Genomic DNA, 26,991 nt, shown 5'->3' on the forward strand with positions numbered 1-26,991 from the left:
ATTCTACTATTTATCAGTAACAGGGATTTGTTAATCACCGTAGGATTTGAAATTTTAATTTGTCAAAATAGCTTTTTCAGTTCATCATTCCTTTTTAAGTTATTAGTTGAATGGAGGTTTTAAATTCTAAATATTATTTATCTTCCTTATTGAGAATAACATCCAACAAGAATCCATATACTATAAATGACAACATGGAGAGAATATTCCATATATAGAAACCGAAAACTTTTATCAACTCGCGTATCATACTATTACTTTCAAGTAAATTTAAAAGGGGATTTAGACCAATTAAAATAATATTCATATCATCATTTCTGGTTATGCTAATGACATTTACAATAACACCAATAACTACAAACAAGAATAGAAATTTTTTTATTAGTTTTTTCATCCACGCCCCTCCTTTATGGTGTTTTGGCTGATTCAAAACTATTTTTTGTAAGTATAGAACAGAACAAGAGCTTTGTGGATTTTATTCTAAGGTCTTATTTTCAGAGATTATAATATCCCCATTGTCGCTTACATCAAAAAAGCCGACATTATATACTGCTTTTTATCTTGTAGCATAATATGAAACGATTGGCTATCTAGATTATATCGTCGGCAGCTATTACACTGCACATACAACGGCTTCCAAGGATATAAAATCTGTAATTCTTTCCTTTCGAACATAAATTAATTCATTTTTTGTCACATTTTTTCTAAACTGAGTGACTACCTGTTAAATTATAGAAAATTGTTGTTTGATTTCAGACAGTTCTTGTAACTTTCTTTCCAAAACCACTAGATTCATTCCATTTTGAACTGCAATTTCATAATACTTATCAAACTCAGGATGATTATTTTGTTTTACAACTGCTAAAAGTTCTGCAAAATATCCCCAAACATTATTATAGCTCCTTGTTGAAGTATAATCTTCTCTTTTCGGCATCCACTGCAGTTTTACAAAATATTTGTAAAGTATCTTGCTCCATGTTTCTATATCATCGTCATAGCAAAAAAACTTGGCTTCAAACAAACTGCCGAAACGCTTATCCCAAAATTTTACATTATCAGGTAAATACCATGTATTACGGGTGTCACGACATATCAATTCTATTGCTATTCTTTCAAGTATTACAGCCGGATCTCCACCTACACAGTCATAACTTCCATCAACCATGCTTTGTGCGGCTTCTTCTTTTAATTCTTCATAGGCTGTCTTGCTGTCAAGTAAGACCAAGGCAATTTTGGCACGGTGACCGAATGCTTTTCCTGCACTCAATATTCGATACTTCTCAATTTGGTTCATAGTTCCTCCCGCAATTATTTTTCCTTATGTTGATTCATCTTTTTATAACAATTCCTTATACAGATATCACAATCCTCTCTAAGATTGATTTCTCTTAGTTGCTTTTGTTGAATAAAATTATTTTCTTGATTGATAGAATTCCTTGTACTTTGGATCGTCAGACTGGAAATATCGGTTGCCTACACCTTTTTGTTTGAGCAGATTCTTCCATAGTTCAAATGCTTCGTCTAAGTTTCCTAGTTCAAATTCATACTTTGCCTTCATGTGTTCAACCTCAGAATCAAACAAGTGCAGCTCATCATTGTTTTCGATCATTCTGTCCAACCAAGATTTTGCTATCACCATATCTCTATTTCCGATCGCATGCTTGAAAAAGCTTTTCGCATAGTTGTATCCCTGATTCCATTTTGCTCCCGACTCTGGAAAAGCGTTCCAACCTTGTTCTGCAAGAACGAATCCCTCCTCGATCTTGTTTTCGCCTATCTTGGTTACAGCTTCCTTACCATAAGCAATAACCTCTGCATATCTTTCATCATCCAACAACATCCTACATTCCTCCTCAAATTTTTATTGTTATGTTATCTTTTCAGTCACATGAATGCATTCGTTTTTATCTTAGCAAATACGAATCTAAAAGCAAACTGATTATCGCGAAGTAAAAACATCGTAAATCTTACTATTGTCATCCTATTTTGCACAGTGCAACTTCTTTTAACCCTCTGTTATAAAGCGAAGTAATGCAACTATCTCCACTGATATTTTGCACCTTATGCTTGCTCATTCCTCTCGGAAGACCGATATCAAAATATTTTCTTACAGTAAGTGAAAAAAGTTTTTGCTTTCCCTTCCACTCATCTGTCTTAAAAAGAGGTGTCATTACTACGTAGTCGGAATCGGTGAACACTCCGTTCACACCGCCTTTTTTACTGGATTGTTTCAAATTGTCCGATTCTAAAAACTTTTCAACTACTGTTCCGTCTGCAGAGATTTTGGCAAGTGCATAGTAATCCATGCCCCATTTATTTACCGATGTTGTACTTTCTCCCGAAAGAAAAGCATAGATTTCTCGGTTAGCTATTTTCAGACTGTCTATTTTTGGTGTCTCATCTCTTCTGTCATCACGATGTGTGAATGCCTTTTTATCAATATTTGAAAAAGATTTCCATTCGGCATATTTTTTAGTAATATCAAATTCCAAAAGAGCAAAACATCTTGCATCTCCGTAATACACGTTATTTTCAAAGCAAACCGGAATCAGCGAACTGTCCGATGTAACCTGAAAATATCTCTGTTGAGCTTTTTTAGGCACTATATTTTGTAAAACTGAATCACCGTTCTTTATGGATAATCGTTCAGGTGAGGAAAAATCACCAGTATAATATTCGCATTGTTGTCCTTTTTTTATGATTCCAAAACCGTCTTCAAAACGGAAAAGTACAGGGTAATTTCTTCTATCTTCAGAACAATTACAAATCTCTATTTTTTTGATATCTGAAGAAGACAATACAAGAACACAATATTTATCACTATCATCTGTTTCACTTGTCAGAATCAACACTCTACCGTCAGAAAGTAGAGCTGAACTATGCACAAAGCTATACTGCTCAGGCAGTTTCCATTTTTGTAAAAGACTTAATTTTATTTTCTCCATCACTCCTCCTACGAACCACTTGACTCTTCTGCAAATTTTTTCACTATCATTACTTAGACGAATTTCAGGCAAGGCGCTTTGTAAAATTCCGTTTCCAACCTGTAATGTTTTCGAATATTTATAAAGCAGCTTGCCTTTTGGAAACTATTTTTTCTATCACCTTTCTTGATAATAATCTTCTCTCATTTTAGGTATGATTCGAAATATTCTTCCAACTGATGATATATCTGCATATCTTCATCTGAGCTGTCACATAAAACCACGAACTCCTTCCGCTTCTCCGCATTGATAAAAACAAAATTATGTTCACCAAAATAAATCTGATACCCTATATCTACTAATGACCAAAGTTCTCCCTTTTTAAAACTAAAAATATCTTTTTTTACAAGATAAGTTTTCCCTACTTCCATTTTCATAATAGCCCTTCTCCTTAAAATACTAAACTATCTTTTACACATTTAAAATAAATGACTTCAATGCTCCTCTAACATTAGCCTATCTAAGCGTTAAATTATCCATCATATTTTCTTATAATTATATCATTTTTAGAACATTTTATCAGCTGTGCTTAAGACTAGTTTCATCCTGTATCTTTATATTTATCCGAAAGATATTCTTCATTTTCTCTTACTCCTATTTTTATAAAGAAAAAACAGCAAACTTATTTTTATTTGCTGTTTCTGGAATTATCAGTATTATTCTTGTTCATATACCAACCAGGAATGATTTATTTCATATCATCATACCATTCCAAAATTTCCTTTGCTTGATTTTGCATTACTGATACTTCTTCTTCTCCATAAGGAATAGCCCATGGAAGAGCTCCAATTAAGTTACTTAGAATGTAAACAGCAAGAAGTATCCAAAATGAATCAGGGACCTTATCATCAAAGTATCCATCTATCATACCAGATGCGAAAGCGGGAGATACTTGAGTTCTATCTTTTAAAAATTTACGAACTCCAAGAGAAGCAACTTTTTCCATAAAATCAAATTCAATTTTCTTAGAATCTAGCTTCTCTTTATCAGAAACACGCATAGCATAAACTTCCTCCCTGTGAACTATTGGTTTATACTGACATTTCTACTTGCCATACTCTTTTATTTTATCAGCATATTTAGTCAAAAGATTATTTGAATAAATTTTTTCATTTTTTGAATTTCTAACTTCTTTCCAAAGAATAGAAGCTACTTTTAGTTTATTCGAGTAGTTGCCACTATTTTCGTCTGCACAGAAATCCTTTAAAAATTGATTCCATTGACAAACCGAATGGTCATACTTGGCATAATCTGAATCTCCATAATAAACTTTTAGCATATCTTGGATTGTAAAACTCAAATCATGTTCTCTTTTGACCTTTCTCCAAGCAGTGGCCATATCAGCATTAAATTTAAAGAGCGAAACACCTGTTAAAGTTGAGAAATATTCTCTAAAGTTTGCATTAAATGAGAATCCACATTCAAGTAAGGACGTATCTAAAGTAACGACTTCTACTTGTTTCTTCTTGCTTTTTATTGATGATTTTTTAATCAAATTCCCCTTAAAGTACTGCTCAATAATATCATTGAGTTCCTGTTTTGTACCTCTATTTTCAAGCCCTAATGACTTGCATATATGTGAGAGTTCATCACGATACCAATAGTATTTACTGAACTCATCAAAGGATTCGATTTTATCAAACTCAGGTCTGCTTTCTATCAATATTTCACCTCCTTAAAAACAGTTTAGGTTTTCATCTAAAAATAATGGAGTTTTAGTTTCTTTATTTTAAGGATTAACTACGTTTCACTAACAAGCTTACCCATTCAGCGGTTCGGACTTACCGTACCATCCGTGAAAAAACAATCCTCACAAAATAAAGGAAAGTCCTTCGTTTTGATATTGTTCCATTCGTAAACAGAACCTACAATGTCTCCAACTATTGCTCCTAGCATCCGTTTCCTCCTTATGGCATATCAGATTCGTTACACATTTCTAATGAATCACTCTTTAAAAATGGCACCACCAAATCAATCCACTCATAAGGCAAGTAAGCTGATAAATAGCCGTGGTTATAGCCCTTTGCTTCATACAAAATTGTATTTGAATGTAGCAGATGAAATAATTTCGCTGATTCTTTCACACAGTTCAATTCTTTTTCACCATAGATATACAGAACCTGAGCCTTGCTAGCAGAAATCATATCTTTCAGCTTGTAACATCCCATATAGTTTTTGTAAATGGTCACCAACGTTTTGATAGGCGTCCTTGGCAAATCCTCCAAATAATAAGCTTTTATTTCCTCTGGATAAGCCAGTTTAGGATAGAGTTTGTTCATCATGCTTAACTGAAGTTTGCAAGAGAATTTACTGAACGTCAGTTTACCAAATAGACGTACCAGAAAAATGCTGATTTTAGCTAACCTTGGTTGAGGAATACAGAGGCTTCCATCTATGATGGCCTTCTCAGCAATTTCACTGTCTAAAGACAAAAGCTCCATGGCAATTTGACCACCAAGTGAAACACCACCGATTGCAAACAATTTCCCACCACAGTTTGCTTTGATATAGTCTAGAATCTCCAAAGCAGAATCTTCAGTAGAAACATAATCAAGTTGATATTCCTCGCCGTGGCCATTCAAAGTGGGTAGAATAATACGGTATTCTTCTGACAAGATTCGTGCTTGACGAAGATAATTCCACCAAGAACTGCCACCACCATGTATCAGTAAAATAGGAGGCAAATTCTTATCACCAAATTCATGGAATTTCATGTTTAAACTCCTTACTGTAGGACTTTCACTAGCTACATCCTTGTTAATCTATTTGAACAAGCAGTGATACCGCCTCAACATGGTGCGTTTGTAGAACTCAAAAGCTTCTGGGAGTTCAAAGCTCCACTGGAGCTTTGAAGCCTCTCACCCTAAAATGAGAAAGCGAGAATTAACTATGTTTCTCTAACAAGCCTACACACTCAACATGATGCGTTTGAGGAAACAGATCCACCGGCTGGACTTTCTTCAATTCATATCCCAATTCTTGGTAGAGTTTGATATCACGCGCCATGGTAGCAACATTGCAGGAGATGTAAGCAATTCGGTTAGCTCCTGTTTGGCTACTTGCTTTGATGAAGCTTTCGGTCAAGCCCTTGCGTGGTGGGTCAACAAGAATGGCAGTTGGTTGAATACCTTCCATGAGCCAATTCTTCATGGCATTTTCAGCTGTATCACAAACATAGTGAGCATTAGTAATATTGTTCAAAGAAGCATTTTTCTGGCTATTCTCTACTGCTTCTGGAATCACTTCAACACCGTAGACTTCCTTGACATGTTTCGCAACGGAGAGTCCAATCGTCCCAATCCCTGAGTAGGCATCGATAACCACGTCATCTTCTTTTAACTCCGCAAAGTCAATGGCTGTTTGATAGAGTTTTTCAGCCATTTCTGTATTGACTTGGTAGAAAGCTGGCCCAGATATTTGGAAGTCATTTCCCAACATCTGATCGGTAATGTAATCTTGACCATAAAGAGTCTTCCACTCCTTACCAAAAATCGCATTGGTATTTCGGTCGTTGATATTTTGCATGACAGACACAATCTCTGGGAACTGCTTGATAAGTTGTTCAATCAACTGCTCCACTCGGAAAACTTTAGGACGTGTAGTCACTAAGATAACCATGATTTGTCCTGTATAATGCCCACGTCTCACCACAAGGTTCCGAATCAAGCCAGACTGCTCCTTTTCGTCATAAGGTTTCAAATCAAAACGACGAAGCAAATCTCGAAGAACTACCACAATTTCGTCAATGACAGGATCCTGGATAAAGAAATCTTCAAGGGGCATGAGATCGTGCGAATTTTTACGGAAAAAACCAGTTTCCAAGACACCATTCACTCGACGAACGGGCACCTGTGCCTTATTTCGATACTTGACTGGATGTTCCATACCTAGCGTTTCAGAAACCTCTACATCGGTAATTCCAGCAATCTTGTAGAGACTGTCTTTGACTTGCTTGGTTTTAAACTTGAGCTGCTCTGGATAAGCAAGATGCCCCAAATCAGCGATGCCTGAACGCAGGTAAGCCAAATCTAGATCTTGATTACGATAAGGTGACTGAACAAGATATTCTTCAACCTTCCCAAAGCCAATCTTTTTATTGACCTTAAGGACTCGCATGAGGATTTTCTCAGTTGGTAGAGCATTTTCTACAAAGAAAACCAAACCATCTACCTTAGCAACCCCAGCACCTTCATGGGTCAAATCAACAATCTCAACTTCTACAATATCATTTTTCTTTAACATATTTTTCACTTTCTATCGGCCGACAAAAAAAGACGGCAACATTTCTGTTACCATCTATTATATCATGAAATGACCTAAGCACCAAAACTCTTGAAGAAGTTGACAATGGCCTGCCAAAGGGAGCTAAAGAAGTTGCCCCCTTCTTCTAGCGCTTTATTGGCATCAAAGTTGAGATTGATATTTTTAAAACTATCTCCAGCTTGGGAAACAATGCTTTGCTTGAGGTCATTTAGGGTTTTAGTGAAATCAGCATTGTTCAAAATGTCACTCTTCGAGAGGTTAAGTGCAAAATTGATGATGATATTGACCTGGTTTCCTGTTATAACCTGATCGAGTTTGTAGTTTTTTAGTGTGTCTTCTACAATTTTGCGGACATCTTCTTCTGTCAGATTGCCTTTGGCTTCTTTTGCTTTGGCGATTCCTGCCTTGATATCTGCCAAAGCGACATTGAGTTTATTGGCATCGTAGCCTGACTTGTCTTTGTTTTCAGCATTGATATCTGATAAGGCTTTTAGCTCCTCTTGAGCCAAGTCTTTATTGGCTTGCGGTACTTTAGCACCATTGGCTTCTAACGAGTAGTAAATCCCTGCTAGGGCACTCTCTCCTGTAACTGGAATGGGTGCCGCAACTGTGATTTTGGCATGCTCCACTCCCAGTGTCACTGCTGCGTTACGGTACATATCCTGCGTCACCTTGGTGATATTTTCAGGCGTTTCAATCTTGACTTCTAGAGGCGACTTGTCCCCCAGCTTTTGAATCTTGGCTGACGAATAGAGCTGTAGGCTAGCATCATTAGCCACATTCATGATTTTCGAGTAGATATCTGGTGTCATAGTTTTGATATCTTTGGTGTCTTTTGATGCATTATAGCCAAGTTTGCTAAGAGTTTGATTTTTCTGGTCTTCAGATAGAGAAGAACCTAGGACATATTCGGGTTGTACATAGGTTTCATCGATTACTTTTTGAACATCTGTTGCTGCGTGGGCACTCGTCATAGCTGTTGCAGCCCACAATACTGCAGCACTTGTTAGAAAGAATTTCTTTCTCATGGGATATTCCCTCCTTTACCTTTCTAGGGTAATAAAACAATCTTAAAGAAAACTTATAGCAAAAAAACACCTGGTCTAGCCAGATGTTTAGAAAAAATTAAAGAATTTCATAATATACAGATTAAAGCGTACTTGTCTAGAATAGTAATAATTTCCACCATTTACATAGAGTTCAGCTCCGTGAAAGATAGAAATGGGGTTGATATAGGTGTAGGTTTTCCCAGTGGTATTTCCAAGAATTGGAGCGACGGTTTCACGAGAATATTGTTTGGCTAATGCTAGAGTATTTTCCTTGCCATTCTGAGCGATAAAATCGATATAAGCGGGGCCAAAATTATAGGCTTGCACGGCTGTCCAGACATCAACGCCCTTTTCCTGAGCTAGGTAGAGATTATCAGTCAATGTCTGAATTCCCTGACGAATGCTCGTCACATTGTCATTGATAGTATTTGTGGTACCGCTAGCAGACTCGCTAGACTGCATGACATCGCCTTCTTTTCCTTTCGTTTCGGTATAAATCATGGCGAGCACCAACTCTTCATTGGCTGGAGTATCTCTTTCACTCAGGATTTCTCGAACCATGGGTTGGTAGGTCATGACTTGCTTCACATCTTGATGGATATGATAGACTTTATAGACAGCGAAAAGGAAGACTGCTAGCACTAGCACTCTTCGTAGTAATTTAAACATTATTTACTTTGAATATCCTCGATATTTTTGATTAAGATAGAATAGGTTCCATTGTCATTTTGGATAAACTCAACTGACTCCGCATCTTGGTAAACATTATTGGGAACGATAAGTTCGATTCCGTTTGACAAGGAAAGTTTTTGATTTTCAAATTTCTTGAGCTGACGACTGGCATCGATTTCATCAAACTGGACTGGTTCTGGTACGGCTTCCTTAACCTGGTCAATAAAGCTCAAACGAGCTGTCAGATTGTTGTCAAAAAGGTCATTGGCCAATTTTTCAGGTGACAGTTCATTGCTTTCTTCTAGATTGTTGAAAATAGCTGATTTGACCTTGGATTGAAACTGAAAATCATCTGTGTTAAAGGACTCTGCAATTCTCTGGGCCGTTTTTTCCAATTCCTTGATGGATTTCTTTGGTGAAATCTTGGGAGCAACAGCTAGGAGATTTTCTGAAAAATAATTCAAGAAAGTTCCATTATACTTGATTCGTTTTTCGATGAGATGGTACTTGCGACTTTGAAGATTAACCACCAAGGCCTCATCCGCCCCCGTTCCAAATCCAGGTAGGTTATTCTGAGTTAGCTTGATTGGGTTATCAACTTCTCCACCGAGATGGGTCAAGGTCTCACGTAGAGCAATTCGCAAGAAAGCGAAATGTTCAACACCTTCTTTAGAAAACTGAACAAAAACCAAGTCATTGGTCTTAAGATTTTCAGAAATGCTGAACTCCTCTTTCCAGAGATTAGCCAGTGTGACTGATGTCTCCAACAAATCGTCTGTGATGTGATTGAAGAAGGGATTTTCTTCTTCGAAAATCCCAGTCTTGGCTTCATCTGAATACACACGTTCGATTTTCTTGCGCAGGTATTCTTCAATTTTTGGAGTGATATTGAGAAACTTATCCGCTAAGAACAGCTCGGTATCATCTGGGCTGAACTGATGGATAATAGCTTTCTTAATATAAATGTCCATAAAAGTATTAGTCCTCGTATAGTGGGAAGGCATCTGTCAACGCTTTGACTTCACTTCTCACTTCTTCTAAGACAGCTTCATTTTCTGCATTCTTAAGGGTTTTAATGATGAGTTCAGCCACTTTACGGCTTTCTTCTTCACCAAACCCACGTGCAGTGATAGCTGCAGATCCGATACGAATCCCACTTGTCTTGAATGGTGATAAGGTTTCGTATGGGATTGAGTTTTTATTTAGGGTAATATTGACTTCATCCAGCAAGTTTTGAGCAACTTTTCCGTTTTCTACAACCTTAGTCACATCCACTAGGAAGAGGTGGTTTTCAGTCCCTCCAGAAATGATACGGAAATCAGGGTCTTGCAAGAAGACTTCTACCATAGACTTGCTGTTTTTGATGACATTAGCAGCATATTCCTTGAAGGCTGGGTCCAAAACTTCTTTGAATGAAACCGCCTTAGCTGCCACAACATGCTCCAAAGGACCACCTTGAATACCTGGGAAAATAGCTGAGTTGATTTTCTTAGCTAGGTCCTCATCATTTGTCAAAATTAAGCCACCACGTGGGCCACGAAGGGTTTTATGAGTCGTTGTTGTAGTGATATGAGCGTATGGCACTGGACTCGGATGAAGACCAGCTGCAACCAAACCAGCGATATGGGCCATATCTACCATGAGCTTAGCCCCAACAGCATCAGCAATTTCACGGAATTTTGAAAAGTCGATAATTTGAGAATAGGCTGAAGCACCAGCTACGATCAATTTTGGTTTTACTTCTTGGGCTTGTTTCAAGATCGCATCAAAGTCCAAGAGTTCTGTTTCAGGATCTACACTATAAGAAACAAAGTTGTAGGTTTGGCCAGAGAAGCTAACTGAAGCTCCGTGGGTCAAGTGTCCACCTGCTGCCAAATCCATTCCCATAACCGTATCTCCTGGCTCAATCAAGGCCATGTAAGCCGCGCAGTTGGCTTGGCTTCCTGAGTGTGGTTGGACATTAGCAAATTTAGCACCGAAAATTTCTTTCGCGCGTTCAATAGCAAGAGTCTCTACTACGTCTACTACATCAGTTCCACCATAATAACGGCGTCCTGGGTAACCCTCGGCATATTTGTTGGTCAAGATAGACCCTTGAGCAGCCATTACAGCCTTGGAAACAACGTTTTCCGAAGCAATTAACTCAATGTTGTTTTGTTGGCGTTCTTCTTCTTTGGCAATAGCATTCCAGAGATCAGCATCGTATGCTTTAAAATCATCTTTGTCAAAAATCATAGGTCTTCTCCTTTATAGTGTGACTGGTCCTTTAGTTTGTTTTTACAAAATAAACTAAAAGATGCGAATAAACCGTTTCTGCACTTTATCACAAGTATAACCAACTTTTTCATAAAATGCATGAGCTCCCAGACGATGATCAGCAGAGTTTAAGCGGATAAACCCATAACCCCGTCTTTTTGCTTCTTGATCCAACCCTTGTAGTAAGCCTTTACCGATACCTTGACCTTGTACTTGAGGTGAGACTGCCAAGGCTAAGATATTAAATCCTGCTTTGGAATAAAGAGATTCATAGACCTCAGCATGGACATATCCAAGTAAGACATGACTAGCTTCATCCTCATAGCCAAGTAGGAAATGATGTGCGTCTTGAGATAGTTTAGCTAGTTGATTAGCTGTTTCCTCTGGACTAAAAGAATATCCCAAAGCCTCTTGATTGATCTCACATATAGCTTTCACATCTGTTTCTTGCAAACCTCTTAGCATCTCATTCCTCCTCAAAAGAAATCTCTGGCAACTGAGCAAGAATATCTTCTCGTTTAATTGCCCCCTGGCGTAAGATTTTCACCTTGTCTCCAGACAAATCCAAAATAGTCGAATCCTGTCCAGTTAGAAAAGCGTCGTCCTCCAGACCCAAAACCTCTTGGTCAAAATCTTCAAGGATTTGCTGAAAGGTCACTCCACTTGCCTGACCTGAAATATTGGCAGACGGCCCAATCAAGGGACCAGTCTCTCGAATCAAATCAAGTGTAATGGGGTGACTCGGCATCCGAAATCCCACCGTTGCAAGACCAGAATTGACCCAATAGGGAACTCTGTCATTTGCTTCGAGGATAATGGTCAAGGGACCTGGTAAAAAGCTCTCTACAAGCTTTTGTAGATAAGTTGGCTGATTCTTTGAAAAGTGCAAGATGTCCTCTAGAGAAGCGACATTAAGATTGAGCGCCTTATCTCTAGGACGACGTTTGAGTTGGTAAACATGGTCGACAGCTTTTTCGTCTAAGGCCTTAGCAAAGAGACCGTAAACTGTCTCTGTAGGTAGAACGACAGCTCCGCCCTTTTCCAACTCTTGTCTAATCCTGTCCATCATCAGCTACAACCATCCTATCTTGACCAAAATGGTCCTTGAGTGTTCGTACTCGTTTTTCAGGAAGATGTTTCCTAAAAAGCGCAGGAACACTTTGACCTTGCTTGTATCCAATTTCAAGGTAAATCTTACCACCATCTGTGAGATAGTCTTTTGCATTTTCCACAATTCTACGGTAAATAGCTAGGCCATCCTCATCTGCAAAGAGAGCTAGATGAGGTTCTGAATGCAAAACATTCAAACCAACCTCTGACTCATCTTCACGAGAGATATAGGGTGGATTGGATACAATTATATCATATTTTTCAGAAATTTCTGTAAAACAATCAGATTTTTTTAAAAATATCTGTAGATTCTGAACTTTAGCGTTTTCAGATGCCAAATCTAGTGCATCCTGTGAAATATCAACTGCTGTCACTGACCAATTTGGTCTATCTTTTGCTAGGGCGAGGGCAATAGCACCACTTCCCGTACCGATGTCCAAGACCTTGAGATTTTCTTCAGGATTTTCTGTGAGGATGAGTTCCACCAACTCTTCTGTTTCTGGACGAGGAATCAAAACCCGTTCATCCACTTTTAGCTTCATTCCATAAAAATCTGCGTAACCAATGATATACTGAGCTGGTTTGTGAGCTGCTAACTGCTGGTAAATCTCTTCTACAAATTGTCTTTCTTCCTCTGTTACCTCTTGCTGAAGGTCAAAGACAAAGTCTGTAAAAGAGAGATTTTTTAAACTTCTATAGACAAAAGAGAGGCTTTCTGCTTCCTCTCCTTGTCTTATCAACTCTTCTTCAAAGTCTGAAAATAATTGAGCTAATTTCATTATTTGTTTAATTCTTCTAATTTTTGCGTTTGGTCATAGAGTACCAAGGCATCTACAACTTCGTCCAATTTACCAGACAAGATGGTATCTAGTTTTTGAAGGGTCAAGCCGATACGGTGGTCTGTGACACGGTTTTGTGGGAAGTTGTAAGTACGGATACGTTCTGAACGGTCACCAGTACCGATAGTAGACTTACGCTCAGCGTCTTGTTCATCTTGGGCAATTTGTGCAAAGTGGTCAGCAACACGCGCACGAATGATTTTCATGGCCTTCTCGCGGTTTTTCTGCTGGGTACGTTCTTCCTGCATCTCAACCTTGATATTGGTTGGCAAGTGAACGATACGAACGGCAGTTGCAACCTTATTGACGTTCTGTCCACCAGCACCAGATGCGTGGTAGATGTCGACACGAAGGTCTTTTGGATCAATATCGTATTCTACTTCTTCCACTTCAGGCATGACAAGAACTGTCGCAGTCGAAGTATGTACACGACCTTGGCTTTCTGTCACAGGGACACGTTGCACACGGTGGGCACCAGATTCATACTTAAGCTTAGAATATACAGATTGACCCGAAACCATGGCAACCACTTCTTTAAAACCGCCGACACCATTCATGGAAGCTTCCATGACTTCAAAGCGCCAGCCTTGGGCTTCCGCATATTTTTGATACATAGTTAGAAGGTCTCCGGCGAAAAGTGCCGCTTCGTCACCACCAGCTGCTCCACGGATTTCAAGGATGATGTTCTTGTCATCGTTTGGATCCTTTGGAAGGAGCAAAATTTTCAATTTTTCTTCATACTCTTCTTTTTCAGCCTTGGCATCTTTGAGCTCTTGCTTGGCCATTTCTTCCAAGTCCGCATCTCCACCTGATTCCTTAATCATTTCTTCGGCATCGATGATGTTTTGAAGGACCTGTTTGTATTCACGGTAGGCTGTTACGGTGTCACGAGTGGAAGCTTCTTCTTTTGAAAGCTCCATGAAACGCTTGGTGTCTGAGACGACATCTGGGTCACTAAGCAACTCTCCTAATTCTTCATAACGGTCTTCTACAGCTTGTAGTTGATCATAGATGTTCATTTTTTCTCCTTATTTCTCAATTGTTAAATCATAGATTGCTACTACTTCGTTCTCAAATATTTCCCCAGTTTCTTTAAATCCGTAACTGAGGTAACAAGATCTTGCATGTTCATTTTCTGGTTCATAAGACAACCAAAGTTTATTGCCTAAACCTGCTGACGCTGTCCGAACATAGTCTAGCACTTTATCCATAATTGGTTTAAAATATCCTTGATTTTGAAAATTCTTATCAATCATAAAACGAAATAGTAAATAATTTCCATTACTAATTCCGATCTTTTTATCATAAGCTATCATCACGAAACCTATAAGTGCATCATTATCATAAACTGCCAATGGAGCTACAAAATCTCCATTTTTAGTGTAGACATATGCTTCAGCTAAACTAATTGCGTTGGTTGCAATGAATTGTTTTTGATATTCCTTGACATCCAAATTCAAAACATCAAAATAATTTTCCATTGTAACATCTCTTAGTTCAATTGTCATAGTTGTGCTCCTTGTTAGATGTTATCATTGGCGCAAAATAATGTTTACGGCAAACCGAGATATAGGTTTCATTACCACCAATTTGAATTTGTTCGCCATCATAGACTGGCACACCATCGTGCGTACGCAACACCATAGTCGCCTTTTTCTTACAGTACTGACAGATCGTCTTGATTTCTTCAATCTTGTCTGCTAAGAGCAAGAGGTGTTTTGAACCTTCGAACAACTCATTGCGAAAGTCATTTTTCAAACCAAAAGCCATGACAGGTATGTCTAACTCATCAACAACACGAGCTAGGTCGTAAACATGGTGACGCTTGAGAAACTGTGCCTCATCGACCAACACACAATATGGTTTCTCAGGTAAGTCTTGGATAAAGCCAAAGATATCCGTCGTTTCCTCAATCGCAATGGCTGGGCGTTTCATGCCAATCCGACTAGATACATAGCCAACACCGTCACGTGTATCCAGAGCTGAAGTCATAATCACAACTCCCTTTCCTTGCTCCTCGTAGTTATAGGCCACCTTGAGAATCTCAATTGTCTTACCAGAGTTCATGGTCCCATAACGATAATACAACTGTGCCATGCTATTATTTCACGTCCATTTCTAAATTTTTGCTACATTCTAGTATATCATAATTTTCTGAAGCTTTAAACGGCAAAATGTGGTAAAATAGAAGAAATCAAAAACTAGTGGAGGAAGCTATTATGCCATTTGTACGCATCGATTTATTTGAAGGTCGCACGCTCGAGCAAAAGAAAGCTCTTGCTAAGGAAGTAACGGAAGCTGTTGTCCGCAACACTGGGGCACCTCAATCTGCTGTCCATGTCATCATCAACGACATGCCAGAAGGAACTTACTTCCCACAAGGTGAAATGCGCACCAAATAAACTAGCTTAAGCAGAAATGCTTAGGCTTTTTCAATCTCCAAGTGGCATCCATTGAAGAAATAGTCTAATTTTGTTACAATTTGAAGAGATGCTTGGATACCATATCCTAAGAAAAGAAATACAAAAGGAATTAGTATGATTACACGTGAATTTGATACCATCGCTGCGATTTCTACTCCACTAGGTGAAGGGGCCATTGGTATTGTCCGCCTGAGTGGAACTGACAGTTTTGCCATTGCACAAAAAATCTTTAAAGGTAAAGACTTGAGTCAGGTTGCTAGCCACACTCTCAACTATGGTCACATTGTTGACCCTCAAACTGGTAAGGTCATGGACGAGGTTATGGTTGGAGCCATGAAGTCCCCAAAGACTTTCACTCGTGAGGATATTATCGAGATTAACACCCACGGTGGGATTGCGGTAACTAATGAAATTCTCCAACTAGCTATCCGTGAAGGAGCTCGGTTGGCAGAACCAGGTGAATTTACCAAACGTGCTTTTTTAAATGGTCGTGTGGATTTAACGCAAGCTGAGGCGGTAATGGACATCATCCGCGCTAAGACTGACAAGGCCATGAATATCGCAGTCAAACAATTGGACGGTTCTCTTTCTGATCTTATCAATAATACTCGCCAGGAAATCCTCAATACACTTGCCCAAGTCGAGGTCAATATCGACTATCCTGAGTATGACGATGTTGAGGAAGCCACTACTGCTGTTGTCCGAGAGAAAACTATGGAGTTTGAACAATTGCTAACCAATCTGCTTCGGACAGCCCGTCGCGGTAAGATCCTTCGCGAAGGAATTTCCACTGCTATCATCGGACGCCCCAACGTTGGGAAATCGAGCCTCCTAAACAATCTCCTGCGTGAAGACAAGGCTATCGTAACTGACATCGCTGGTACCACCCGTGATGTCATCGAAGAATACGTCAACATTAACGGGGTTCCTCTCAAATTGATTGATACAGCTGGAATTCGTGAAACAGATGACATCGTGGAACAAATCGGTGTTGAGCGTTCGAAAAAAGCCCTCAAGGAAGCTGACTTGGTTCTACTGGTGCTAAATGCCAGTGAACCACTAACCGCCCAAGATCGCCAACTCCTAGAAATCAGTCAGGATACTAATCGCATTATTCTACTTAATAAAACTGACCTGCCTGAAGCGATTGAAACTTCAGAACTCCCTGAAGATGTCATCCGTATTTCAGTCCTTAAAAACCAAAACATCGATAAGATTGAAGAGCGCATCAATAACCTCTTCTTTGAAAATGCTGGTTTGGTTGAGCAAGATGCTACTTACTTGTCAAACGCCCGTCATATTTCCTTGATTGAAAAAGCAGTTGAAAGCCTACAAGCTGTTAACGAAGGTCTTGAGCTGGGTATGCCAGTTGATTTGCTTCAGGTTGATTTGACACGTACTTGGGAAATCCTCGGAGAAATCACTGGTGATGCTGCTCCAGATGAACTCATCACCCAACTCTTTAGCCAATTCTGTTTAGGAAAATAAGAAATCCATGATCGTTCATTCGGTCATGGATTTTATTGTCTTTATTAGTAATCTGGTCTTAGGACACCTGTTACGGTTGCCTTAGTTGCTTCGTAGTCACCATCTACGACAACCTTGATAATGCGTTTGGCATCTTCTTCTGGCGCTGGAACTAGAGGTAGACGAGTTGGTCCAGCTTCAAATCCCATGTAGTTAAGTACTGCCTTAACTGGAGCAGGACTTGGATAAGAGAAGAGCGCATTGACCTTAGGAATGAATTTACGCTGAATAGCCGCAGCCTTCTTCATATCGCTTTCTGCAATGGCAGTGAACATCTCGTGCATTTCATCCCCATTTGTATGGGATGCAACAGAGATAACCCCATCTGCACCAAGATTCATGGCATGGAAGGCATCTCCATCCTCACCAGTATAGATCAAGAACTCTTCTGGCTTGTGCTCAATCAAGTAAGCCATATTAGCCAGGCTAGTACATTCCTTGACACCGATGATGTTTGGATGATCAGCCAAGCGAAGCATGGTTTCTGGAGTCAATTCGACAACCACACGCCCTGGAATGTTATAAATGATAATAGGCAAATCTGAGGCGTCTGCAATAGCTTTAAAGTGCTGGTACATCCCTTCTTGTGAAGGTTTGTTGTAGTACGGTACGATAGCAAGTCCAGCAGCGAAACCACCAAATTCTGCGACTTCTTTGACAAACTCGATAGAGTCACGCGTATCATTGGTACCTACACCCGCAATCAAAGGAACGCGTCCATTGACAACCTTTTGCACAGCTGCAAAGAGTTCCAACTCTTCATCGTGGGTCAGAGTCGGACTCTCAGCAGTCGTTCCAGCTAGAAGAATTCCATCTGTGTGATGGGCCAACAAATGCTCAATCAAGGCTGGAATAGCATCAAAATTGATAGAACCATCCTCATGGAAAGGGGTAATAAAGGCTGTGATGATTTTACACTCTTTTAAATCTTGATAAGACATGAGAAACACCTCTCTATTTCAAAGAAGGAGTTCATTCGAACTCCTAAACCATTATTTCAATTCAAATTTCAGCTCAGCTGTTGGACGGACCAAACCACGCTCATGAAGCGTTTCTGCGATCTGTACAGAGTTCCAAGCAGCACCTTTGAGAAGGTTATCTGAAACAACCCACATGTGGATTCCTTTTTCAGCATCCAAGTCTTTACGGATACGACCAACAAAGGTATCACGTGATCCGACAGCATTGATGGCTTGCGGGTAGACTTGGTTAGCCACGTCATCCTCAAGAACAGCACCTGGGAAGGCTGAAATAGCTGCTTTCACTTCTTCGATTGGAGCCACTTCTTTTGTTTCGATGTAAACAGACTCAGAGTGAGCTGACAAGACTGGAATACGCACGCATGTTGCAGACACTGCGATGCTATCATCTTCCATGATTTTCTTAGTTTCCTTGGTCATCTTCATCTCTTCATAAGTGTAATCGTTGTCAGTAAAGACATCGATTTGTGGAAGAGCGTTAAAAGCGATAGGATAATGTTTCTTGTCACCACCTGAAGGCAAGATTTCCGCTTGCAAATCACGTGGATTGACACCATCATTTAAAACTTCACGAAGCTCACGTTGTGTTTCAAGAATCGCTCCCATACCAGCACCTGAAACCGCTTGGTAAGTTGAAACGATGATACGGTCCAAGCCCCATTTTTGACGAACAGGCTCAAGAGCCACCATCATTTGGATTGTGGAACAGTTAGGGCAGGCAATGATTCCGTTGTGGGCATCAAGTGCATGAGCATTTACTTCTGGGACAACCAATGGTACATCTGGGTTTTGACGGAAATAAGATGTGTTATCTACTACTACCGCTCCAGCTTGAACTGCGTATGGTGCATACTTAGCTGATGTCGAACCACCTGCTGAGAAGAGTGCAATATCAACGCCCTCAAAGGCTGTTTCAGTTGTTTCCTCAATCGTAATGTCCTGGTCTTTAAATTTCAGAGTCTTGCCTGCTGAACGTGAAGAAGCAAGGTAACGAATTTTATCGATTGGAAGTGTTGATTCTTCCAACATTTTTATCATCTGAGCTCCGACAGCACCTGTCGCGCCGACTACAGCAACTTTATATCCCATAAATAACCTCTTTCGGAATTTTCTAAAAATTTCTATAATAGGAATATTATACTACTTTTTCAATGAATTGCAAAGTATTTTGAGGCTATATTTTCTGAAAATTAAAAATCCCTAGCCATTCGACTAGGGACTAAGAGGCATCTTCATGTGATGAGCAGGTTCACACAACTCATCAAGGTCCGCTCCTGCGTTATGACCTCCTTATGCTCAATAGTAGTCCGAAGACTACCTATCGACTCATCGCAACTACTATTCTACTAGATAGAGTCACTTTTGTCAACTGTCAAAACTCTTTAGCTTCATTTTCACAGAAGTATAAGAAAAACCTTGGTCTCCCAAGGTTATTTTGTTTCTATCATGCTAATTGCCGGGATTGAACCGGCGACCTCATCCTTACCATGGATGCGCTCTGCCAACTGAGCTAAATCAGCCTACCTAAAAAGTATACTATAGTTCTATGTTCTTGTCAAGCGCTCTATTTTAATTTTCTGGAATGAAAAAAGCTAGATTTAGCAAGAATCTAGCTTATAAACTTCTTATTTTGTAAGATCGATTCGTTGTCCCAGTTTATTGATCAAAATCGCACCTACGATAAGTGATGCAAACTCACCAATTCCAGTAGAAAACCATGTCAAGAATAATGGAGCTTCTGCGACAATATAGAGTTCTGCTGCAATGGTAATCATTGAAATGGAGAAGAGGATTGAAAAGAAGAAATGATCTTTTCGAATCAAACCATTGAACAGATAGTCTTTCTTGTACTTGCTAAATAGCCATACACCTAGACTAAGGAAAACTAGGGTAGATCCCCCACCGACAAAGACATCTATTAGACCGAAGCTAAAGAAATTAGCAATCATACATCCAATCGTCACACCGATGATATATTTGGGATTGTAAAAGGCCAAGAAATTCATCATCTCAGAAATACGGAACTGGTAGGCACCGTAGCTAATGGCATTAAGGGGTGGGGTGATGGTCAAAACCACATAGATAGCAGCAACGATAGCAATATCTGCCATATCACGAACAGTTAATTTTTTCATGTTTTCTCCTTTGGCGGTTTCCCGCGTAAAATATGCTTGGTGAAAGAAGCTAAGCACCAAGGGTTGAGATTATCAACCTTACCAGTATAGCACAATAGCCAGCTTTATGCTATACTAAAATCATGAAAAAACTAATAAGAGCATTCTTTGATAACGAAATCCTATCCTACCTATTTTTTGGTGGTGCTACTACTCTAGTATCTATCCTGTCACGTTTATTTATCTACCATATCAGTCACCAGGAAATCCTAGCAACCGTACTCGCAAATATCATTGGGATTCTCTTTGCTTTTATCACAAATGATACAATCGTCTTTAAACAAGAGAGAAGAAATTGGCCGACTCGCCTGGCTAAGTTTTTCTTAGCTCGTCTCTCTACTCTTGGTCTTGACGTTCTTTTAACTTATATCTTTGTTACATCTTATCCCGATATTATCGGGCAATTTGTCAACGATCAACTAGATCAGGTCAATACCATCGAAACGCTAATTGCGCAGGTTTTGATTATCATTCTTAACTATATTTTTAGTAAAGTATACGTTTTTTATAAATGAAATGGATGTCATTAAGCATTAAGGTTGCAATATCTAGGTATTTCAGGTACAATTAAGATTAGTTTTTGAAAGGAAATTATGAAAATGTTAAAAGATCTTAAAGAATTTTTGCTTCGCGGTAATGTCGTTGACCTCGCTGTCGGTGTGATCATCGCCTCTGCTTTTGGTGCCATCGTTACTTCACTTGTAAATGATATCATCACTCCACTTATCTTGAACCCAGCTTTGAAAGCTGCGAACGTAGAACGTATCGCTGAACTTTCATGGAATGGTGTTGGTTATGGTAGCTTCTTGAGTGCTGTTATCAACTTCTTAGTGATTGGCACTGTTCTTTTCTTCGTTATCAAAGCTGTTGAAAAAGCTCAAAACCTTACTAAGAAAGAAGAGCCAGCTGAAGATACACCTGCTGCTCCAACTGAACTTGAAGTTCTTCAAGAAATCAAAGCCCTTCTTGAGAAAAAATAAGACAAATAAAGGATCTAGGCTTCATGCTAAATCCTTTTTCTTTACTCTTTACTCTTTCGGCAATTTACCAGCCTTTTCGAGCATTTTCTTAATCAAGTAAGGCATCTTCACATTTTCACGGCCTTTTTTCTCAATCAGTTTTTTCACAAATTCTGGCATCTGAAGGTCATCTGTCTCCTCCATAATATCCTTGGTGGTTGCTGAAGGTGCTAACTCATCAAAGGTTTCTTCTTCTGGGAGAAATTCCTTAAATTCTTTGTGTTCATTGGCTCTTACAGTATCAACTAAAGCGTCAATTAAACGAGAATCTGTGTTTGGCATAGGTGGTCGATGATAGGTTATACCTAATTCTCGACATAATTCATAACATTCTACATCGTTATCAAAAAGAACTTCAATATGCTCACTGATAAAGCTAATTGGTACAAAAATATAATGCTCTGGATGTTGCTTTTGTTCTCTCAAATACTCGAGTACATCTGGCTTAATCCAAGGGATTCCAATATCACTCTCGCTCTGCCAAGTATTGGTATACTGATCTGCTGTTAGACTGAGTTGCTCTGCTATCAACTTGCTATTATCAAAAATCTGATCGATATATGGATCTCCAAAGTCCAAGGCAAAAATGGGAACACTGTGGGCTGAGAAGATCACCTTAAAAGAATCTTCTCTCACATCGTTTCGTAAAATTTTGCTAATCTCATCTGACCAAAAGTCCAGCAAAGACTGTTGCTGATACCAGTCCTTAATGACTAAAAATCGGATTTGCTGACTTTCCAGAAACTTCTCATACCCCATAACCGAGTAGAAGGAATAATGGGGTTCTAAAATCAAACAAATACACTCTTCAACGCCATCAGCCTCCATCTGCTTGATTATATCAGGAATAAAGGGGCGAGAAAATTTGTTAGCAAAGTAGATGCCATACTCTTCTCCTAACCGTTCCTTGACTAGACTGACCTCCTCACGTGTAATCCTCTGCAGGGGCGTACCACCTATACGAACATAATTATCATAAAGAGTCTGAATCTCGTGATCTTTGGGTCTAACTCCACGACGAATATTGGTAAAAAAATCCGCCACACTCTCAAAGGTAATCTCTTCTGGCGAACCGAATGTCATCATTAAAATTGCTTTTTTCATCGATATGTCCTTGTGATATTTTTTTCAATTACCATTTTACCATGAAATATATAATAAATAAACGCTTTCATTCATTTTATTTTTATTTACTCCCCTTTGTCTTTCTCTCCATTCTATGATACAATGAAAAAAATGATATTAAAGGAGTTTTTATGACTTATCCCAACCTTTTAGAGCGTTTCTTGACCTACGTTAAGGTCAATACGCGTTCTGATGAACACTCGACTACTACTCCAAGTACGCAAAGTCAGGTAGATTTTGCGACCAATGTTCTTATTCCTGAAATGAAACGTGTCGGCCTGCAAAATGTTTACTACCTCCCAAATGGTTTCGCCATTGGTACCTTACCAGCTAATGATCCGAGCTTGACACGCAAAATCGGGTTCATCTCCCACATGGATACAGCTGACTTTAATGCTGAGGGAGTTAATCCGCAAGTTATCGAAAACTATGATGGTGGAGTTATCGACTTGGGTGATTCTGGATTTAAACTGGATCCAGCTGACTTTAAGAGTCTTGAAAAATATCCAGGCCAAACGCTTATCACAACAGATGGCACGACCTTGCTGGGTGCTGATGACAAGTCAGGTATTGCCGAGATTATGACTGCTATTGAATACTTGACTGCTCACCCTGAAATCAAACACTGTGAGATTCGAGTTGGTTTTGGACCAGATGAAGAAATCGGTGTTGGAGCTAACAAGTTTGATGCTGAAGATTTTGACGTTGACTTTGCCTATACTGTTGACGGTGGTCCGCTAGGAGAACTTCAGTACGAGACTTTTTCAGCAGCTGCTGCTGAACTCCATTTCCAAGGCCGCAATGTCCACCCTGGTACTGCTAAAGGTCAAATGGTCAATGCTCTTCAGCTAGCAATTGATTTTCATAATCAACTTCCAGAGAGTGACCGACCTGAACTGACAGATGGCTACCAAGGTTTCTATCATCTTATGGATGTGTCAGGTAGTGTCGAGGAGGCGCGTGCAAGCTATATCATCCGTGATTTTGAAAAAGATGCCTTTGAAGCACGTAAAGCAGCTATGCAAGCCATTGCTGACAAGATGAATCAAGAGCTTGGGAATGATCGCGTGACCTTGACTCTGACAGACCAGTACTACAATATGAAGGAAGTCATTGAGAAAGACATGACGCCTGTTACCATTGCTAAAGCTGTTATGGAAGATCTAGGTATCACGCCAATTATCGAACCAATTCGTGGTGGGACAGATGGCTCTAAGATTTCCTTTATGGGTATCCCAACTCCTAATATCTTTGCAGGTGGTGAAAACATGCATGGACGTTTTGAATATGTTAGCCTTCAGACTATGGAGCGTGCAGTGGATACCATCATTGGTATTGTAGCTTATAAAGACTAAAAAAGACGAGGTAGCTCAGCTACTTCGCCTTTTTTTATTCGTTTGGTTGAGCACTTGGCTCAGACTCACTTTGCGCTTGCTTTTCTGTCGCTTGAGAAGCAGCTGTTTCACTGTCTTTTTCAGACTTAGATTGGCTATCAGTTTCACTTGCTTTTGAACGGAGTTCCTGGTTCAAGCTAATGATCTCTTTAGCTAGAGTAAGGAGACCTTCTTTATCGCTGCTTTTGGCTGCAAGTTGATCAAATAGGGCATCAACACGTTCAAAGTCAGCATCGGATCCTTTGTTATCCTCTAAGTACTTGTGAAGAGAGAGCAAGACATTATAGAGTTTTTGGTAGATAATCACCGTTTGTGGATCTTGTTCTGCTTCTTTTTCCTCTCGTTGGATAGTTGCTGCAATACGATTCAAAAGATCCTCAAGCTGGGTTTTAGCTTCGTCAAGGTCTGCATTTTCCTTTTCAGTAGCCGCTTTGATATTAGCTACTTCTTCAGCTAGGGATTGTTTGACCCCGTCTTCTTTGACACGCGCTAGGAGTTGGGCAGCTTTTGTTAGAAGAGCATCCACTTCTTCCTTCTTAACATGGCTAACCCGTTCTTCTGGCATAAAATCACCGTAGAGTTCTTTTAGGAATTCATAGATGGCGGTCTTAGCAGTTTGACTATCTACTTTTTCCGTATCTAGAATAGTCTTACCAGCTTTTGTAGATACGGGTTCTTCTTTGAGAGCTTCTTCTACTTCTAGCTTAGTTTGGTAAATAGTTGGGAATAACTTGTTCAAGTCGGTTGCTTTGAGGAAAGATTGTGACTGGTAAAGTTCCCATGTCAACTGGGCAACACGGTTCCGAAGTTCTTCTCTCAAACGACCATCAGATACATGTTCATAGAAATACTTGATGTACTCTACTGTTGTAACCCCTGTTCGATCTCTGAAATCTTGCAAGGCCTGAAGTTTCGCTTCAATGGCAGCCAACTCTGTCTCATCCTGTGCTAGCTTAGCTTCCTGCAAATGTACCAAAAGATCTTTCTTAGGCAAGCCATAAGTATCTGTATCCAGTGTATTGATCTTATCTACTAGGGATTGATACTTCTTATCTAAAGGTGAAGTTTCAACTGGTGCCACACTTTGATCCACATGGATATACTGTTTATCAAAGAGATCCAAGGCTGCTAGATATCCAGCAGTTGAGTTTGTTGCCAGTTTTTTCATATTTTCGGTGAACTGCCCCAAAGCAAGTTCAACACGTCTTTGCATGATTGGCTGGTCTTTGTAGAGACTTCTGCTATCTGCTAACAGTTGATCCACTTTAGATAGAACAGTTTGTTCATCAAAAGTCCCAGGTTGATAGGTCGATTGTAGGGCCGGAATCTTGTTTTTCAGAGCTACTTCATAGCCTTTGGTTTGAACCTTGATGTAGTGATTGTGGTCTCCGTGAGGAATCACAAAACTACCACTTTCTACCTGTAAACTATAAGGAGACACCCCATCACGTAGGGCAGTCGTATAAAGTTCATTTAGGAAATCAAGTTCTGGATTTCCAGTTTGGAGAGGAATACGAACATGTTCTTTTCGAACAGCATAGGGATGGATATGGGTTGGATCATAGGCTTGATCCGGATTTCCAAAGACAAAGAAGCCGTTTGAAATGCGAATCGCTTCGAGCGGAACCCCGTAGGTCTGTGAGATATACTTGATTTTTTCATCATCACTAGCATCTCGTGAGAAACTTTCCACAGTCTTTGCAAGTGGTTGAACGTGCTGGGGCTGATGATTTTCTTTCAAGTGATTTTGGGCTGCTTTGATTTGGGCTGCAGTCAAGTCCTTCTTAAAGAAATAATGAGCGTGATCTTCATGTGACACTACAAAACCTTGCTCATCCTCACTGATGACACGGTCAGCTGAAAAGCCGTGATCATGGTCTTCATCATGATGTGAAGGAGCTACTGGTACAGGCCTTGTGGTATTGTTTGGCAAGGATTGAGGTCCAGTTGTAAGTGATGACTTAGGGATGTAATGGAAATGATTCCCGTGTCTTACAATATAGGCGTTCCCAGTATCTTCCACTACATCATTTGGATTAAAGACATAACCATCATCTGTTGAGTAAGTTCCTGTATTTGTAGAATGATTTTCTGCTCCTCTGTTAAACAGTGGAGTCGAAAGTAGCTGATCGACTTTAGTTGTTTTTACAGATGGAGAAAACGTAGAATTACCATCACTCAACTGAACCATACGTGCAATCTTTTCTTCCAAGGCAGAAAGCTTTGTATATGGAATGAAATGATAGTGATTTCCATGAGGAATCGCTACTCCATTTGCAGTTCTACTAATAATTTTTGTTGGATCGAAGATAACACCATCTGACTCTGTATATCGTTGTTCACGCGGAATAGCATAGAGCTGTTGCAATAGACTCTGTAAGCTCTCTTCTGGATTGATTGATCTTTCAGCTTCTTGACTCAGATTGCTAGTTTGACTAGTTGCGTTTGGATTCGGACGATAGTCAGTCACACTTGCTTGTTTTCTAGTTCCAGAGAGGTAAGCTTGCGCAGCTGCCAATTCGCTAGCAGACAAGGAACTCTTTGGAATATAGTGGTAATGTCCACCATGAGGGACAATATAAGCATCACCAGTATCCTCTATAATATCAGATGGATTAAAGATGTACCCATCATCGGTGGTATAGCGACCTTGAGATTGAGCAAGCGCCACTGCACTGTTTGAAGTTGGCGCATCATGAGTATGGCCTTGTTTTTGGCGCTCAATTTCGTCCTTCGTACGAACATTATCAGCATGAGCCGCATCTTTAAGGTAGACATAATACTTACCATCCACCTTGATAATGTAGCCACCTTTGATTTCGTTGACAATGTCAGCATCTTTCAGTTGATAATTGGCATCTTTCATCAACAGTTCTTCACTGAAAATCGCGTCAAAAGGAACTTTACCATTGTAATAATGGAAATGATCACCATGTGAAGTCACATAACCTTGATCGGTAATTTTCACAACAATTTGTTCTGCCTGAATATCTTCTTTTTTGCTAACTTGATCTGGTGTCTGAGTCTCTGTTTTTTGAGAGTCTTGCTTCCCATCGACATAAGACACACGGTTATTATCTTTGTTTCCTTCTACCTGGTGTTGATTCAATGCATAGATGCAAAGGCTTAGGGAAAGGACAAGAGCCGATCCTGCTGCAAGGTACTTTTTCTTCATT

General features: G+C 39.6%; 29 protein-coding genes, 1 tRNA gene, 1 pseudogene and 1 riboswitch. Of the genes and pseudogenes, 5 read left to right on the forward strand and 26 right to left on the reverse strand.

Features of this window, described 5'->3' with window-relative positions:
• Positions 1 to 133 precede the first annotated feature (133 nt).
• The 20 genes and pseudogenes from HT680_RS03775 to HT680_RS03865 form a co-directional block, all read right to left on the reverse strand.
• Positions 134 to 394: a hypothetical protein gene (locus HT680_RS03775; RefSeq protein ID WP_173258352.1), complete on the reverse strand. Its 261-nt coding sequence runs from the start codon at positions 392 to 394 to the stop codon at positions 134 to 136.
• 330 nt (positions 395 to 724) lie between these two features.
• Positions 725 to 1,294, reverse strand: a complete 570-nt coding sequence (locus HT680_RS03780) for a hypothetical protein (protein WP_173258354.1) — start codon at positions 1,292 to 1,294, stop codon at positions 725 to 727.
• Between the two features lie 117 nt (positions 1,295 to 1,411).
• Positions 1,412 to 1,840, reverse strand: a complete 429-nt coding sequence (locus HT680_RS03785; RefSeq protein ID WP_173258356.1) for a hypothetical protein — start codon at positions 1,838 to 1,840, stop codon at positions 1,412 to 1,414.
• Positions 1,841 to 1,976: 136 nt separating this feature from the next.
• A complete protein-coding gene (locus HT680_RS03790; protein WP_173258358.1) occupies positions 1,977 to 2,945 on the reverse strand; it encodes a hypothetical protein in 969 nt (322 codons plus the stop codon).
• 182 nt (positions 2,946 to 3,127) lie between these two features.
• Positions 3,128 to 3,361, reverse strand: a complete 234-nt coding sequence (locus tag HT680_RS03795) for a phosphohydrolase (RefSeq protein WP_173258360.1) — start codon at positions 3,359 to 3,361, stop codon at positions 3,128 to 3,130.
• Positions 3,362 to 3,672: 311 nt separating this feature from the next.
• Positions 3,673 to 3,879, reverse strand: a pseudogene (locus HT680_RS03800) (phosphotransferase family protein); the annotation flags it as partial.
• A gap of 150 nt (positions 3,880 to 4,029) precedes the next feature.
• Positions 4,030 to 4,647 carry an SAP domain-containing protein gene (locus HT680_RS03805; RefSeq protein ID WP_173258361.1) on the reverse strand — a complete coding sequence of 206 codons (618 nt, stop codon included), beginning with the start codon at positions 4,645 to 4,647 and terminating at the stop codon, positions 4,030 to 4,032.
• A gap of 104 nt (positions 4,648 to 4,751) precedes the next feature.
• Positions 4,752 to 4,880, reverse strand: coding sequence for an ADP-ribosylglycohydrolase (locus tag HT680_RS09130; RefSeq protein WP_223327869.1), 129 nt, complete (start codon positions 4,878 to 4,880; stop codon positions 4,752 to 4,754).
• Between the two features lie 11 nt (positions 4,881 to 4,891).
• Positions 4,892 to 5,698: an alpha/beta hydrolase gene (locus HT680_RS03810; RefSeq protein ID WP_173258363.1), complete on the reverse strand. Its 807-nt coding sequence runs from the start codon at positions 5,696 to 5,698 to the stop codon at positions 4,892 to 4,894.
• Positions 5,699 to 5,867: 169 nt separating this feature from the next.
• A complete protein-coding gene (gene rlmD, locus HT680_RS03815) occupies positions 5,868 to 7,226 on the reverse strand; it encodes a 23S rRNA (uracil(1939)-C(5))-methyltransferase RlmD (protein WP_173258365.1) in 1,359 nt (452 codons plus the stop codon).
• A gap of 74 nt (positions 7,227 to 7,300) precedes the next feature.
• A complete protein-coding gene (locus HT680_RS03820) occupies positions 7,301 to 8,275 on the reverse strand; it encodes a DUF1002 domain-containing protein (RefSeq protein ID WP_173258367.1) in 975 nt (324 codons plus the stop codon).
• A gap of 87 nt (positions 8,276 to 8,362) precedes the next feature.
• Positions 8,363 to 8,965, reverse strand: coding sequence for a lysozyme family protein (locus tag HT680_RS03825; RefSeq protein ID WP_173258369.1), 603 nt, complete (start codon positions 8,963 to 8,965; stop codon positions 8,363 to 8,365).
• Positions 8,965 to 9,939 carry a nucleoid-associated protein gene (locus HT680_RS03830; RefSeq protein WP_000356115.1) on the reverse strand — a complete coding sequence of 325 codons (975 nt, stop codon included), beginning with the start codon at positions 9,937 to 9,939 and terminating at the stop codon, positions 8,965 to 8,967. Before HT680_RS03830 ends, HT680_RS03825 begins: the two co-directional genes overlap by 1 nt.
• A gap of 7 nt (positions 9,940 to 9,946) precedes the next feature.
• Complete coding sequence (glyA, locus tag HT680_RS03835; protein ID WP_173258371.1) at positions 9,947 to 11,203, reverse strand: serine hydroxymethyltransferase; 1,257 nt, start codon at positions 11,201 to 11,203, stop codon at positions 9,947 to 9,949.
• Positions 11,204 to 11,257: 54 nt separating this feature from the next.
• A complete protein-coding gene (locus HT680_RS03840) occupies positions 11,258 to 11,689 on the reverse strand; it encodes a GNAT family N-acetyltransferase (protein ID WP_173258377.1) in 432 nt (143 codons plus the stop codon).
• A 1-nt stretch (position 11,690) separates the two neighbouring features.
• The gene (locus tag HT680_RS03845; RefSeq protein ID WP_173258379.1) at positions 11,691 to 12,293 is read right to left on the reverse strand and encodes an L-threonylcarbamoyladenylate synthase; all 603 of its coding nucleotides are present in this window, start codon (positions 12,291 to 12,293) and stop codon (positions 11,691 to 11,693) included.
• Positions 12,277 to 13,113, reverse strand: a complete 837-nt coding sequence (gene prmC / locus HT680_RS03850) for a peptide chain release factor N(5)-glutamine methyltransferase (protein WP_173258381.1) — start codon at positions 13,111 to 13,113, stop codon at positions 12,277 to 12,279. The genes HT680_RS03845 and prmC overlap by 17 nt, the downstream gene beginning before the upstream one ends.
• Positions 13,113 to 14,192, reverse strand: coding sequence for a peptide chain release factor 1 (gene prfA, locus HT680_RS03855; protein ID WP_001028810.1), 1,080 nt, complete (start codon positions 14,190 to 14,192; stop codon positions 13,113 to 13,115). The genes prmC and prfA overlap by 1 nt, the downstream gene beginning before the upstream one ends.
• Before the next feature lie 9 nt (positions 14,193 to 14,201).
• Entirely contained in the window at positions 14,202 to 14,681 is a 480-nt protein-coding gene (locus HT680_RS03860; protein WP_173258384.1) for a GNAT family N-acetyltransferase, read from the reverse strand.
• A complete protein-coding gene (locus tag HT680_RS03865; RefSeq protein WP_173258386.1) occupies positions 14,671 to 15,270 on the reverse strand; it encodes a thymidine kinase in 600 nt (199 codons plus the stop codon). Before HT680_RS03865 ends, HT680_RS03860 begins: the two co-directional genes overlap by 11 nt.
• A 122-nt stretch (positions 15,271 to 15,392) precedes the next feature.
• On the opposite strand from HT680_RS03865, the gene HT680_RS03870 reads away from it, so the two are divergent.
• Complete coding sequence (locus tag HT680_RS03870) at positions 15,393 to 15,575, forward strand: 4-oxalocrotonate tautomerase (RefSeq protein WP_001117401.1); 183 nt, start codon at positions 15,393 to 15,395, stop codon at positions 15,573 to 15,575.
• A 135-nt stretch (positions 15,576 to 15,710) separates the two neighbouring features.
• The gene (gene mnmE, locus HT680_RS03875; protein WP_060628282.1) at positions 15,711 to 17,084 is read left to right on the forward strand and encodes a tRNA uridine-5-carboxymethylaminomethyl(34) synthesis GTPase MnmE; all 1,374 of its coding nucleotides are present in this window, start codon (positions 15,711 to 15,713) and stop codon (positions 17,082 to 17,084) included.
• A gap of 44 nt (positions 17,085 to 17,128) precedes the next feature.
• Here the strand turns inward: mnmE and dapA are convergent, their stop codons facing one another.
• The 4 genes from dapA to HT680_RS03895 form a co-directional block, all read right to left on the reverse strand.
• A complete protein-coding gene (gene dapA, locus HT680_RS03880) occupies positions 17,129 to 18,064 on the reverse strand; it encodes a 4-hydroxy-tetrahydrodipicolinate synthase (RefSeq protein ID WP_000121621.1) in 936 nt (311 codons plus the stop codon).
• 51 nt (positions 18,065 to 18,115) lie between these two features.
• Positions 18,116 to 19,192: an aspartate-semialdehyde dehydrogenase gene (locus HT680_RS03885; RefSeq protein ID WP_173258388.1), complete on the reverse strand. Its 1,077-nt coding sequence runs from the start codon at positions 19,190 to 19,192 to the stop codon at positions 18,116 to 18,118.
• A gap of 358 nt (positions 19,193 to 19,550) precedes the next feature.
• A tRNA-Thr gene (locus HT680_RS03890) sits at positions 19,551 to 19,623 on the reverse strand.
• 105 nt (positions 19,624 to 19,728) lie between these two features.
• Positions 19,729 to 20,238 (reverse strand): QueT transporter family protein, encoded by a 510-nt coding sequence (locus HT680_RS03895; protein ID WP_173258390.1) that lies wholly within the window; start codon positions 20,236 to 20,238, stop codon positions 19,729 to 19,731.
• Positions 20,236 to 20,332: riboswitch (PreQ1 riboswitch) on the reverse strand. (Overlaps the previous gene by 3 nt.)
• A gap of 28 nt (positions 20,333 to 20,360) precedes the next feature.
• On the opposite strand from HT680_RS03895, the gene HT680_RS03900 reads away from it, so the two are divergent.
• Both HT680_RS03900 and mscL read left to right on the forward strand, forming a co-directional pair.
• Entirely contained in the window at positions 20,361 to 20,792 is a 432-nt protein-coding gene (locus tag HT680_RS03900) for a GtrA family protein (RefSeq protein ID WP_173258392.1), read from the forward strand.
• An 84-nt stretch (positions 20,793 to 20,876) separates the two neighbouring features.
• Positions 20,877 to 21,257, forward strand: coding sequence for a large conductance mechanosensitive channel protein MscL (gene mscL, locus HT680_RS03905; RefSeq protein WP_000910209.1), 381 nt, complete (start codon positions 20,877 to 20,879; stop codon positions 21,255 to 21,257).
• A 48-nt stretch (positions 21,258 to 21,305) separates the two neighbouring features.
• On the opposite strand, the gene hemH is transcribed toward mscL, so the two are convergent.
• The gene (gene hemH / locus HT680_RS03910; RefSeq protein ID WP_173258394.1) at positions 21,306 to 22,400 is read right to left on the reverse strand and encodes a ferrochelatase; all 1,095 of its coding nucleotides are present in this window, start codon (positions 22,398 to 22,400) and stop codon (positions 21,306 to 21,308) included.
• A gap of 152 nt (positions 22,401 to 22,552) precedes the next feature.
• Here hemH and pepT point away from each other — a divergent pair, with 152 nt between their 5' ends.
• Positions 22,553 to 23,776, forward strand: coding sequence for a peptidase T (pepT, locus tag HT680_RS03915; protein ID WP_173258396.1), 1,224 nt, complete (start codon positions 22,553 to 22,555; stop codon positions 23,774 to 23,776).
• Between the two features lie 34 nt (positions 23,777 to 23,810).
• Here pepT and HT680_RS03920 read toward each other — a convergent pair whose 3' ends face one another.
• Positions 23,811 to 26,990: a pneumococcal-type histidine triad protein gene (locus tag HT680_RS03920; protein WP_173258398.1), complete on the reverse strand. Its 3,180-nt coding sequence runs from the start codon at positions 26,988 to 26,990 to the stop codon at positions 23,811 to 23,813.
• Position 26,991 lies beyond the last annotated feature (1 nt).

Source organism: Streptococcus sp. 5905, from assembly GCF_013276505.1.
Lineage (GTDB): Bacteria > Bacillota > Bacilli > Lactobacillales > Streptococcaceae > Streptococcus.